This is a genomic window from Streptomyces sp. NRRL B-24572 (assembly GCF_002156145.1).
GTDB classification, from domain to species: domain Bacteria; phylum Actinomycetota; class Actinomycetes; order Streptomycetales; family Streptomycetaceae; genus Streptomyces; species Streptomyces vietnamensis.
Window position 1 is genome coordinate 1 of sequence record NZ_MWIG01000213.1, and the last position, 11,760, is coordinate 11,760.

An 11,760-nucleotide genomic window follows, 5' to 3' on the forward strand; every position below is an offset into this window, starting at 1 on the left:
AGTCGCCCCCCAGCGCCCGGGCGGTCCGGGCGCTGGGGGGCGACTCCGCCGAGGGACTCCAGCCACGCCCAGGTGTCCGCGACCGTCTCCTCCGCCGGGCGGCAGCGCAGCCCGGCCCCGAGGGCCCGGGAGACGTCGGCGGTGTGCATCGCGTCGTACATCTCGCCCGGCGGCAGCCACACCGGCAGCTCCGTCCAGGGCGCCGCCCCGGCCGCGAGGAGCGCCTCCGGCTCCGTCCAGCGCAGTTCGGCGTCGGCCCCCGTCGCCCGTACGCAGGCGTCCAGCAGCTCGCCCATGGTGGTGTGCCCGGGCGGCGAGACCAGGTTGTACGGCCCCGAGAGCCCCGCCGCCACGGCGTCGAGCGTCCATGCGGCGAGGTCGCGGGCGTCGATGTACTGGACCGGCAGCGTGCGCGGCCCGGGCGCGAGGACCGGCCCGCCGCGCGCGATCCGGCCCAGCCACCAGGGGAGCCGGCCCACGTTCTCGTACGGGCCGAGGATCAGGCCCGCGCGCACGAGCAGCGTCCGGTCGGGTCCGAAGGCGGCGGTGGCGGCGAGCTCGCCGCCCCGCTTGGACTCCGCGTACGGCACCTCCCCGTCGTCGGGCGAGCCCTCCACGAGCGGGCCGTCCTCCGCGAGCCCGGCGGCGGGCGGCCAGGCGTACACGGAACGGCTCGACACGTACGCGTACCGTCCGACCCGGTCCGCGAGCAGCCGGGCCGCGTCCCGGACCGCCGAGGGCGCGGCCGACCAGGTGTCCACGACGGCGTCCCAGGAACCGGTGGCGAGGGCGGCGAGACCGTCGGGGGCGGTGCGGTCCCCGATCAGCGAGGCGGCTCCCGCCGGAGCCTCGTGGCGGCCCCGGTGGAAGACCGTCACCTCCCAGCCCCGTTCGAGCGCGTCCTCGACGATCGCGCGGCCGACGAACTCCGTGCCTCCGAGTATCAGTAGTTTCATGATCCGAGTGTCTCTGATCAGCTGGGCGAACCCGTGCGAACCGCAAAGTTCGGCTCGGGTTCTGTCCGCCTGGGCGGGGCGGGCCGGCCCGGAACCGCGCGCCCGTCCCGAGGGCGGTGATCCGCCCGTCGTCGTGCAACCGGGCCGTGCCTGCGCCGAGGAGGGTGTCCAGACCCCTGAGTCTCGGCTCCGGGAGGGATTCCACCGGGGAGGAGCGCAACGGGCTCAGGCGGGGAGGTGCCCTGCCCGGCCATCCGGCGGGATGACACCATGACAGGTGATGACGGATGCCCGGTCGCCCCTGCGCGCCCTGCGAGCCGCGCTCTTCGCGGTCGTGTGCGTGACTTTGGCCGCCGTGGGGCATTCGTCCATGTCTGCGCACCAGCTTCCGGCGACCACGCTGCTCGGCGCCTTCGCCGCCACGGCGGCGACCGCCTGGGCCGGGGCCGGACGACGCAGGGGTACGCCCACGATCGCGGGGACGCTGCTGGTCCTCCAGGGCACGCTCCACCTGCTCTTCTCGACGGCGGGTCACGAGTCGGCGCACATGCAGGGGATGGCGGGGATGCACCACGCCATGCCCGGCATGGAGAACATGCCCGGCATGGAGAACATGCCCGGCATGGCGACGACCGCGGCCCCCACCGGCCCCCTCGTCTCCGGCGGCGTCGGCATGCTCGCCGTCCACCTCCTCGCCGCGCTCCTCTGCGGCCTCTGGCTGGCCCGTGGTGAGGCCGCGTTCTTCACGCTCGCGCGTGTCGCCCTCGCGTACGCCTTCACACCCCTGCGCCTGCTCTGGACCCGCGCCCTCGTCCCCGCCCCCGAGACCCCGCGCCGCGCGGTCCGCCGGGCGCGGCGGGACGTCCGCCGCCCGCACACCGTCGTCCTCGCGCACACCCTCTCCCGGCGCGGCCCGCCCGGGCTGTCCGTACCCCGCGCCACGGCCCTCGGAGCACACGTCTGACCCGGGGGTCGCTTCCCCCTGTCGACTCACAGACTCCAAGGACAGTCCGTCATGACCATCGGCGATCCCGCGCGCCCGGAAACTCCCGCATCCGAAGCGCCACCGTCAGCCCCGGCCCCCTCCAGGCCCGGCACGTGGAGCGCCCTGCGCCCCCTCGTCCTGCGCCTCCACTTCTACGCGGGCGTCCTCGTCGCCCCCTTCCTCCTCGTGGCCGCCGTCAGCGGTCTGCTCTACGCGCTCTCCTTCCAGGCGGAGAAGATCGTCTACGCACACGAGCTGGAGGTCCCCGTCGGCGACACCACGCTGCCGCTCTCCCGGCAGGTGGACATCGCCCGGAAGGCGAACCCCGACGGCACCGTCACCGCCATCCGGCCCGGCGCCGAACCCGGCGCGACCACCCGGGTCCTGATGGCCGACCCCGACGCCCCGGAGGGCACCTCGCTCGCCGTCTTCGTCGACCCGTACACCGGTGAGGTACGAGGGCGGCTGCCCAGTTACGGAAGCTCCGGCGCCCTTCCGCTGCGGACCTGGATCGACGGGCTGCACCGGGACCTGCACCTGGGCGACCTCGGCCGCAACTACAGCGAGCTCGCCGCGAGCTGGCTGTGGGTGATCGCGCTCGGCGGCGTGCTGCTCTGGGTGGGCCGGCGCCGGAGGAACCGCCGGGCGCTCGTGCTGCCCGAGCGGGGCCCGAAGTCCCGCCGCCGCACCCTCTCCTGGCACGGCTCGGTCGGCCTGTGGGCGGCGGTCGGCCTGGTCCTGCTCTCGGCCACCGGCCTGACGTGGTCGCGGTACGCGGGCGAGAACATCGGCACCGTCCAGGACGCCCTCGGCGGCGCGACCCCCACGCTCTCGGCGGGGACGAAGCCGTCCTCGGAACACGAGGGGCACCAGGGCCACGAGGGGCACCAGGGCCACGGCGGCCACCACGGCGCAACGAGCCCGCAGACCACGGACATCGGCCTCGACAAGGCGGTCGAGGCGGCCCGCGCGGCGGGCATCGACGGCCCCTCGATCTCGGTCACGCTCCCTGCCGAGGGCAAGGGATACGTGATCAAGGAGACCGACACGCAGTTCCCGGTCCAGCTGGACTCGGTGGCGGTGGACCCGGCGGACGGCACGGTCCTCGACCGGCTCCGCTTCGCCGACCACCCGCTGCTCGCGAAGCTCACCCGCATCGGCATCGACGCCCACACGGGCGTCTTCCTGGGCCTGTTCAACCAGCTGGCGCTCGCGGCCCTCGCGCTCGCCCTGATCCTGCTGATCCTCTGGGGCTACCGCATGTGGTGGCTGCGCCGCCCGGGCCGTCCGGTGGCGCGCGGGACCTGGCGGAAGGTCCCGGTGACGCTGCTGCTGCCGCTCGCGGCGGTGACGGCGGCCGTGGCCTGGTTCGTACCGCTCCTCGGCGTCAGCCTGCTGCTGTTCCTGGCCGTGGACCTCGCCCTGGCACTGGTGTCCAGGGTCGGGGCGAGGTCCCGAACGGCCTGATCAGGGGGTGTACTTGTAGCCGACCCGCCGCACGGTCTGGATCGTGTGGCGGTGCTCGGCGCCCAGCTTGCGGCGCAGCCGGGCCACGTGCACGTCGACCGTCCGGCCGTCGCCCACGTGCCCGTACCCCCACACCGTCGTGACCAACTGGTCGCGGGTGTGCACCCGGTGAGGGTGCGCCACCAGGTGGGCGAGCAGCTCGAATTCGAGGTAGGTCAGGTCGAGGGCCTGCCCGTCGACGAGGGCGATCCGCCGGACGCCGTCGATGGTCACCGGCCCCTGCTCCTCCGCCGCGACGGGGGCCGGCGCGGGGGCCACGGGCAGGTGCGGCTGCTGGTCGGCCGGGACGAGGACGAGGTACCCGACCATCGGCGGGCGCCCCGGCAGCGTCGGCAGCGTGTGCTGCGGCGCGGGCAGCAGGGTGGCGCCGGGCGGCAGGAAGTCCGCCACCTGGGAGAGGTCGACGACCTCGTTCGGATCGACGGCACGCAGCCGGTGCCGGCCGGGACGGACGGCCGTGAGGGAAGCGCTCTGGGGGTGGGCCATGACAGATCAGCTCTTTCGCGCGGGGAAACGGACGGAGAGGTCTCGTACGTCGTGCGCGTGCGGCCGAAGGCCGGGATCGGACCGTGTACCGATCGGGGCGTTAGAGGGCCGACGCGTTCCTCACGCGTCGACAGCACCGGTCGAAGTCGTGGTGCGCCCGGGTAGGCCAGAACGGCTCGAGGTCGTGGCGACCCGTCGCGGTGTCGTTCTGCATGATGGCCATATCCCTATTAAACCAGGAGGGAAAAGAGCTGGGCACCCCTTGTCACGTCACACCCCGCTCCACCGGCTGAAAACGAGCCGCCCGGCTCAACCGGTCAGCCGTCTCCGCCAGTCGAGCCCCGTGACCAGGATCGCCTGCCCCGGGTCCCCGTCCCACTGCACCTCCAGCCCCTGCCCGCGCAGCGCCGCGGCCACCTCCTCGCCGACCGCCGCGGTCGTCTCCGCCGAGTCGTCGAACCCGCCGTACAGCAGATACAGCGGCCCGCCGTTCGCCGCGCCCTCGGTGCACTGGGTGTGGAAGTACACGAAACCGCGCGCCCCGTCCGCCCCGTCCTCCGCGCCGATCTCCGCCGTGCCGCAGGACCGGCAGCACGTGAAGTGCTCGCGGGCGACGATTCCCGCTGCGTCCAGCCCGGCGAAGGCGGCGGTGATCCGCTCCGGGTCGGTCGTGCCCTCCCAGCCCGCCATCTCCTCGACCCGCTCCAGCCACAGCCGGTCCACCAGCGCGGCGGCCTGCTCCCGGGACACCGGGTGCTCGTCCGGGGAGAACACGTCCTCCTGGGCGCTCCGGGTCAGCCGCGCCCGGTCGTCGTAGCCGCAGAGGAGCATCGAACGCACCCGGTTCTCGATCTCCTCCCGCACCTCCCCGGGGAGTTCGGGGACGGCCGGCGCGGCCGGGAAGCCCATGTTCTCCCAGCTCGGCCCGGTGTCCCAGGCGGCCTCGCCGCGGGCCCAGGCCGCCAGGACCTCCGCGACCCGCTCCGGCGCGTCGAGCCGCGTCCCGAAGTGCAGCTCGGGCGCGCCGGCCCGGTGCTCCAACTGGAAGTCCCCACCGGCGTCGTGCCACACCTGCGCGAAGACGTCCGGCAGGTCCGGTATCCGCTGGAGGACCAGGAAGCGGTCCCCCTCGGCGCCGATGCGCCGCACGAGCCCGGTCAGGTCCTCCTCGGACGGCCGGACGTGCTTCTCCCCGTTCTCGGTCTGCACCGCGATGTCGAGCATGGGCCCACTGTCACAGACCTCACTGACAACGCCGCAGGGGCGCCCACCGTGTGAAACGGCGGGCGCCCCTGTCAGGGTGTGCGCGGGATCAGACCTGGCCGGCCTTCTCCAGGGCCTCGCAGCAGGTGTCCACGATGAGGCGGGTCACCACGTACGGGTCCACGTTCGCGTTCGGGCGACGGTCCTCGATGTAGCCCTTCTGGTCCTGCTCGACCTGCCACGGGATGCGGACCGAGGCGCCGCGGTCCGAGACGCCGTAGGAGTACTCGTCCCACGGGGCGGTCTCGTGCAGACCCGTCAGGCGCTCGTCGATGCCGGCGCCGTAGTTCTTGACGTGGTCGAGCGGCTTCGAGCCCTCGCCGAGCGCCTCGCACGCGGTGATGATCGCGTCGTAGCCCTCGCGCATCGCCTTCGTGGAGAAGTTGGTGTGCGCGCCCGCGCCGTTCCAGTCGCCCTTCACCGGCTTCGGGTCGAGCGTCGCGGAGACGTTGAAGTCCTCGGCCGTGCGGTAGAGCAGCCAGCGGGCGACCCACAGCTGGTCCGAGACCTCGAGCGGGGACAGCGGGCCGACCTGGAACTCCCACTGGCCGGGCATGACCTCGGCGTTGATGCCGGAGATGCCGAGACCGGCCTTGAGGCAGTTCTCCAGGTGCGCCTCGACGATCGGGCGGCCGTGGATCTCGTCCACGCCGACGCCGCAGTAGTAGCCGCCCTGCGGGGCCGGGAAGCCGTTGACCGGGAAGCCGAGCGGGCGGGTGCCGTCGAAGAAGGTGTACTCCTGCTCGATGCCGAAGATCGACTCCTGGGAGGCGTACTTCGTGGCGACCTCGGCCAGCGCGGCACGGGTGTTGGACTCGTGCGGCGTCATGTCCGTGTTGAGGACCTCGCACAGCACCAGGACGTCGTTGCCGCCGCGGATCGGGTCCGGGCAGGAGAAGACCGGCTTGAGGACGCGGTCCGAGGCGTGACCCTTGGCCTGGTTCGTGCTGGAACCGTCGAAGCCCCAGATCGGCAGCTCGTCGAGGGCGAGGCCCTCACCCGCGATGATCTTCGTCTTGGAGCGAAGCTTCGCGGTCGGCTCGGTGCCGTCGATCCAGATGTACTCAGCCTTGAAGGTCACGGGTCTCATCCTTTGGCGTGCTGCTGCGGGTTTCCGCTGCGGCTCGCGGCACTGCGAGAAGCTGCGGTCTCAACGCTGACTGCGCTGTTTGTGTTCGACCGCAGCTTGGCAACACGGGATTTCCCGTCGGTTGCCCGAATGTGAACCCCGTGTTACTCAGCTTTCCCGATCTTCGCGGAGCCGTCGTGCGACGGTGTGCGCGTCGAGGAGCCCGCCGAGCCCCGCGCCCCGCACCCGCCGGACCACCTCGGCGTACGAGGTCCCCAGCGCCTCCGCCGTCCGCCCGAGGTGCCAGTCGTGCTCCGCGAGCCGGTTCAGAAGGTACCCCTTCCGGATCTGGTTCTCGGAGAGCCGGAAGGTCTTCAGATAGGCCGCCCGCCCCTTCCGGTCGGTGATCACCTCGCCGATGTGCTGCTCCCGCCCGCCCCGCTCGAACGGCGGCAGGAAACGGTGCAGGTCGAAGCCTCCCATCCGGTGGACCCGCTCGAAGGAGTACGAGGTCTCCAGGAGGTCCCGCGCCATCAGCCCGTCGTGCGCCACCGCCCACGCCCGCTCCTGTTCGAGCGCTGCCGCCCGCAGGTCCGCGAGCCCGCGGATGCCGCCGGCGCCGTCCCGGATCCGCGCCGTGAACTCGGGCACCGGGGCGCCGTAGTACGCGTACTGGTGGACCAGCTCCCCGTACAGGTCCTCCACCAGCGTCGGATGCAGCCGCCGGTAGTCGTCCGGGTGCGGCACCACGAACGCCGAGGCCAGCGCGTCGGCCACGTACAGGAGCAGCCCGCACTGCCCCGGATGCAGCTCGAAGACCCGCAGCGCCTCCCCGAGTCCGGGCACCGCCCACCCCGCGTACGCCGCCTCGGCCCGCGGCGAGAGCCCGCGCCGCAGCGCCTCCCGGGACCAGTCGTCCCAGACGACGGACGGCCCGCCGAAGTGCAGCGCGAGATAGCCCTCCAGGGCGAGGTGCAGCGGCAGGAACCGCAGCCGGTCCTCGCGCCCCCGGCGCTTCGCCATCCGGTGCAGCCGGCGCACGGGCACGGCCGCCTGCTCCCCGTCGCCCCCGAGTCGGGTCCCGTACGAGGCGGCCTCCGCCCCCGTACCCGTCCAGTCGGCGACGAAGCCGTGCGGGATGTACGAGGTGTACGCGGTCCGGTCGCCGAGCTCGACGGAGCCCGCACCCCACCCCTCGTACACCTCCCGGTGCAGCCGCAGCCCCGGCACGGGCTCGTCCCGCACGAGCGGCACGAGCCGCACCCCGCCCCACACCTGCGCGGGCCGCGTGACGAGCCCGCTCAGATCGATCCGGGTCACGCCCCCGCCTCCTTCAGGAACTGCTCCACCCGCCGGTCCAGATACGCCCGCAGCTCCGCGAAACCCGTCCGTCCCTCCGCGAACTGCGCGATCTCCACCAGGGCCGCCAGATCCTCCGCGTCCCTGATCCCCGCCGTCGGCACGCTCGGGGCCAGTCGGCGCACGTCGAAGCCCTCCGCGTCGTATACGGGGTTCAGGTGCACCGCACTCGTCCGCCGCTCCGGATCGAGGCGCGTGCGCCACACCCGCAGCACCTCGCCCGCGAGCCCCGGAGGCGCGTTGTCCCAGCCGTCCGAGACGATCACCAGCCGCTCGGGACCGGTGTCCAGGGCGTCCAGGATCCGCCGGCCGAGCGGGGTCGGGCCGTACGGCCGGACGAGCAGCGGATCGTTTCCGCCCGACGTCCACAGCGGGGTGTACGCCCCCGGGGACGCGAGGGCCTCCAGGAGGAAGTGGCAGCCGAGGGCCACGGCCAGCGGACGGCGCCGCTTCACCGCCGAACCGGAGGAGGAGAAGCTGTCGTCGAGCACGGCCGCCACCCGCCCCCAGCTCCCGGCGTACGGCCCCGCCGCGCGCCGGGCCGCCGCCCGCAGCGCACCGGTGAGCTCGGCCCGCCGCTCCACCCGTTCGGCGAACGGGAGGGCGAGGACGTACAGGGCGAGCCGGGTGAGCGGCATGACCGACAGATCGGCGGCCCGGTCCGTACGCAGCCGTTCGAGCCGCGTCATCCGGGGTGCGATCCGCTCCAGGAACACCGCACGGGGTATGCCGTGCTTGGCGGCGAACCCCTCCGCGACCGTGAACGGCAGCTCGTACAGCGCGTTCTGCTCGTAGTGCGCCCGGCGGTGGGCGTCGAGCGTGGCGTTCTCGTAGCGGACCCGACGGCCGGGTGCGAAGAGGAAGTCGCCGGCCTCGGGGTCGGCCGGCCGGGCGTGCACGTGCCGGAGGGCGGTCTTGAGACCGGTCCGGTACTTCACCGCGTCAAGCGCCGGATCGGGGCGGGCCGCGAGCCACGCGCGCACGATCGCGCGCGTGCGGCGGTTGTTGACCCCGGCGGCGCGCAGCGCGCCGAAGAGCCGGTAGACCCGCTGCGGCGGCAGCAGCGCGAGACGGGCGGCGATCAGTCGGCCCTCGCCCGGCTCGGCCTCCTGCGGGGTGCGGAGCAGGTGCTCGACGACGAGCGCGGCGTTGTGGTCGTTGATGTCGAGCGCGAGGGCGGCGGCGTACACGGGCCGGTAGTTGACCCGTACGTACTCGTGGAGGAAGGCGAGCGAGAAGCGCTGCTCGGCTGCGGAGGAGCGGAACTCGCGCTGACCGGTGGCGGTCACGGCGGCGTTGACGAAGAGGAGCACGTCCTCGGCGGCGACGAGCTCGGACACGGCACCCTCCCCTTCGTGCGCATGGATGCCGGCCGGGGAATGGGGGCGCGAGCAGCGAAGACGTTGCTGTAGAGGCAGGTTCCGGAAGTCGCACCGGAGTCCCGCGGCCGGCCCGGGAACGCTAGCACCGGGCCGGGGGAGGACCGCCAGCGGATTACGGGCAGCGGTCGTTGTCGGTGGCGCCCGGCAGACTGGGGGCATGGCGAAGCAGCTGGGCGCGAAGCCCCGTATCGGACTCCTCGGCACCGGCCCCTGGGCCGAACGCACGCACGCGCCCGCGCTCGCGGGGCATCCGGGCGTCGAGTTCAGCGGGGTGTGGGGCAGACGCCCCGAGGCGGCCACCGCGCTCGCCGCCGCGTCCGGCACGCGCGCGTACGAGGACGTGGACGCCCTCTTCGCCGCGAGCGACGCCGTCGCCCTGGCCCTCCCACCGGACGTCCAGGCCCCCTTCGCCGTCCGGGCCGCGGCCGCCGGCTGTCACGTCCTGCTCGACAAACCGGTCGCCACGACGGTGGCGCTCGCCCGCGAGGCGACCGAGGCCGTGGAGGCGGCCGGGGTCGCCTCGGTGGTCTTCTGCACCCTGCGGTTCGCCGAGCCGACGGCCCGCTGGATCGACGAACAGGCGGCGGCGGGCGGCTGGTTCCTGGGCGAGGCCCACTGGCTGGGCTCGCTCTACGGCCCCGGCTCCACCAGCGCGTACGCGGCCTCGCCCTGGCGGCGGGAGAAGGGCGGCCTGTGGGACGTCGGCCCGCACGTCCTCTCCGTCCTCCTGCCGGTCCTCGGCGACGTCACCGAGGTCACCGCGGCCCAGGGCCCGGACGACACCCGCCACCTGGTGCTGCGCCACGCCTCGGGCGCGAGCAGCACGGCCACGCTCACCCTGAGCGCGCCCCCGGAGGCGGCGGAGGCGGCCCTCAGCCTGTACGGCACCGGCGGCCGGGCCGAACTGCCCCGCTGGGGCGGCGCGGTGGGGGCCTTCGCGGCGGCCGTGGACGCCCTCGTCACGGCGGCCCGCACGGGCGAACCCCACGCCTGCGACGCCCGCTTCGGCCTGCGCATCACGGAGATCCTCACGGAGGCGGAGCGTCGTGCGACCAGCGGCTGACGGCCCCGGCCGACCGGTCCTCCGGACCGTCGCGCCCGCGGACTGGCCCCTCTGGCGCGAGGCCCGGATCGCCTCGCTCACCGCCTCGCCCGAGGCGTTCAAGGCGCGGCTCGCCGACTGGGAGCGGGGCGGGGAGCAGCAGTGGCGGGCCCGGTTCGACGACCCCGCCGCGTACGGTGTCCTGGCGGTCATCGGTGCCCGGCCCGTGGGCCTCGCGGCCGGACTGCTCGCGCCCGGTGCCGTACCCGAGCTGCGCTCCGTCTGGGTCGCGCCCGGGGCCCGGGGCCACGGCCTCGCGGCCCGCCTGATCGCGTCCGTCGAGAGCTGGGCCCACGGCACCGGGGCGGGCGTCCTCCGGCTCTCCGTACTGGCGTCCAACGCCCCGGCGATCGCGCTGTACGAGCGCCTCGGGTACGCACCGGACGGCGGCGCGGGTCAGGAGCTGTTCATGACGAAGAGGCTGAGCGGCTGAGGCTCTCGGCGAGGGCGTCCCCCAAGGCCTCGAGGGCGGCCCCGTACAGCCGTTCCGGCGGCGTCGCGTAGCCGACGACCAGGCCGTCCGGATGGGCGGGGCCCTCGGCGTCGGGGTGGCGGTAGGAGGCCAGGCCCTCCGTGGCGACCCCGTGCCGGGCGGCCGCGGCGAGCGCCGCCCGTTCCGTGCCGGCGGGCAGCTCCAGGACGGCGTGCAGACCGGCGGCGATGCCCGTCACCCGTACCTCCGGCACCCGGGAGGCGAGCACCGCCGTGAGCCGGTCGCGCCGCTCCCGGTGGCGGCGACGCATGCGCCGGACGTGCCGGTCGTACGCTCCGGAGCCGAGGAAGTCGGCGAGGGTGAGCTGGTCCGTGGCCGAGGCGTACGGCTCGCGTTCCCCCTTCGCGGCGACGACGCCGTCCACGAGCGCCGCCGGCAGGCACATCCAGCCGAGTCGCAGCGCGGGGGAGAGGCTCTTGCTGACGGAGCCGAGGAGGACGGTCCGTTCGGGGTCGAGGCCCTGGACGGCGCCGACGGGCCGCCGGTCGTATCGGAACTCCCCGTCGTAGTCGTCCTCCACGACGAGCCCGCCGGAGCGCCGCGCCCACTCCAGGACGCCGGCCCGGCGCTCGGGGTGCAGGGGCCCGCCGGTGGGGAACTGGTGGGCGGGCGTGAGCAGCACGGCGCGGGCCCCGGGCGGGATCTCCCCGGTGCGGGCCCCGTCGCCGTCGACCCCCACCGGCACCGTACGGACCCCGGTCTCGGCGAGGAGGCCCCGGTGGAAGGGCAGGCCGTACGCCTCGACGGCCCAGGGCCCGGCCGTGCCGAGGACCCGCGCGAGCAGCCGGAGGGCGTGCGCGGCGCCCGAGCAGATCACGATCCGGTCCGGTGAGGTCCGCACGCCCCTGACCCGGGCGAGGTACTCGGCCAGGGCCCGGCGCAGTTCGATCCGGCCGTGCGGGTCGCGGCTCCCGAAGGCCTCGTGCGGCGCGTCGGTCAGGGCCCGCCGGGCCGCCGCCAGCCAGGGGCCGCGCGGGAAGGCGCCGGGGTCCGGTCTGCCCTGGACGAGGTCGTACGGGAGCGGTGGCGGCGCGGCCGGGCGTACGGGCCCGGGGGCGGGCGCGGCGACCCGCTCGGCGACGCGGGTGCCGGAGCCCTGGCGGGAGGTGAGCCAGCCTTCGGCGACCAGCCCGGCGTA

General features: G+C 74.5%; 11 protein-coding genes. 4 read left to right on the plus strand and 7 right to left on the minus strand.

The window, feature by feature from the left end:
* On the minus strand, window positions 1-956 hold a 956-nt coding region (locus tag CCN56_RS13490; RefSeq protein WP_107484147.1), incomplete at its 3' end, for an NAD-dependent epimerase/dehydratase family protein.
* Window positions 957-1,326: 370 nt separating this feature from the next.
* Between CCN56_RS13490 and CCN56_RS13495 the strand changes: the two genes are divergently transcribed.
* The gene (locus CCN56_RS13495; protein WP_256961956.1) at window positions 1,327-1,920 is read left to right on the plus strand and encodes a hypothetical protein; all 594 of its coding nucleotides are present in this window, start codon (window positions 1,327-1,329) and stop codon (window positions 1,918-1,920) included.
* Between the two features lie 51 nt (window positions 1,921-1,971).
* A complete protein-coding gene (locus CCN56_RS13500) occupies window positions 1,972-3,408 on the plus strand; it encodes a PepSY domain-containing protein (RefSeq protein WP_086826758.1) in 1,437 nt (478 codons plus the stop codon).
* Here CCN56_RS13500 and CCN56_RS13505 read toward each other — a convergent pair whose 3' ends face one another.
* The 5 genes from CCN56_RS13505 to CCN56_RS13530 all read right to left on the minus strand — a co-directional run bounded on the left by CCN56_RS13505 (window position 3,409) and on the right by CCN56_RS13530 (window position 9,186).
* Window positions 3,409-3,954 (minus strand): winged helix-turn-helix domain-containing protein, encoded by a 546-nt coding sequence (locus tag CCN56_RS13505; RefSeq protein ID WP_086826760.1) that lies wholly within the window; start codon window positions 3,952-3,954, stop codon window positions 3,409-3,411.
* Between the two features lie 309 nt (window positions 3,955-4,263).
* A complete protein-coding gene (locus tag CCN56_RS13515) occupies window positions 4,264-5,178 on the minus strand; it encodes a hypothetical protein (protein WP_086826764.1) in 915 nt (304 codons plus the stop codon).
* An 88-nt stretch (window positions 5,179-5,266) separates the two neighbouring features.
* Window positions 5,267-6,298 carry a glutamine synthetase gene (glnII, locus tag CCN56_RS13520; protein ID WP_086826766.1) on the minus strand — a complete coding sequence of 344 codons (1,032 nt, stop codon included), beginning with the start codon at window positions 6,296-6,298 and terminating at the stop codon, window positions 5,267-5,269.
* Window positions 6,299-6,454: 156 nt separating this feature from the next.
* Entirely contained in the window at window positions 6,455-7,606 is a 1,152-nt protein-coding gene (locus tag CCN56_RS13525) for a hypothetical protein (RefSeq protein WP_086826767.1), read from the minus strand.
* The gene (locus tag CCN56_RS13530) at window positions 7,603-9,186 is read right to left on the minus strand and encodes a hypothetical protein (RefSeq protein WP_256961957.1); all 1,584 of its coding nucleotides are present in this window, start codon (window positions 9,184-9,186) and stop codon (window positions 7,603-7,605) included. Before CCN56_RS13530 ends, CCN56_RS13525 begins: the two co-directional genes overlap by 4 nt.
* Here CCN56_RS13530 and CCN56_RS13535 point away from each other — a divergent pair.
* Both CCN56_RS13535 and CCN56_RS13540 read left to right on the plus strand, forming a co-directional pair.
* Complete coding sequence (locus CCN56_RS13535; protein ID WP_086826770.1) at window positions 9,185-10,090, plus strand: Gfo/Idh/MocA family protein; 906 nt, start codon at window positions 9,185-9,187, stop codon at window positions 10,088-10,090. The two genes, CCN56_RS13530 and CCN56_RS13535, sit on opposite strands and share 2 nt — an antisense overlap.
* On the plus strand, window positions 10,074-10,562 hold the full coding sequence (locus tag CCN56_RS13540) for an N-acetyltransferase (RefSeq protein ID WP_086826773.1): 489 nt from the start codon (window positions 10,074-10,076) through the stop codon (window positions 10,560-10,562). The genes CCN56_RS13535 and CCN56_RS13540 overlap by 17 nt, the downstream gene beginning before the upstream one ends.
* Here the strand turns inward: CCN56_RS13540 and CCN56_RS13545 are convergent.
* A partial coding sequence (locus CCN56_RS13545) for a PLP-dependent aminotransferase family protein (protein ID WP_086826775.1) occupies window positions 10,537-11,760 on the minus strand: 1,224 nt, incomplete at its 5' end. The two genes, CCN56_RS13540 and CCN56_RS13545, sit on opposite strands and share 26 nt — an antisense overlap.

Bases quoted from the DNA above. Each gene is read 5' to 3' on its own strand.
- CCN56_RS13500 (WP_086826758.1), top strand. From the start codon at position 1,972: ATGACCATCGGCGATCCCGCGCGCCCGGAAACTCCCGCATCCGAAGCG.
- CCN56_RS13505 (WP_086826760.1), bottom strand. From the start codon at position 3,954: ATGGCCCACCCCCAGAGCGCTTCCCTCACGGCCGTCCGTCCCGGCCGG.
- CCN56_RS13530 (WP_256961957.1), bottom strand. From the start codon at position 9,186: ATGCCCCCAGTCTGCCGGGCGCCACCGACAACGACCGCTGCCCGTAAT.
- CCN56_RS13535 (WP_086826770.1), top strand. From the start codon at position 9,185: ATGGCGAAGCAGCTGGGCGCGAAGCCCCGTATCGGACTCCTCGGCACC.
- CCN56_RS13515 (WP_086826764.1), bottom strand. From the start codon at position 5,178: ATGCTCGACATCGCGGTGCAGACCGAGAACGGGGAGAAGCACGTCCGG.
- CCN56_RS13495 (WP_256961956.1), top strand. From the start codon at position 1,327: ATGTCTGCGCACCAGCTTCCGGCGACCACGCTGCTCGGCGCCTTCGCC.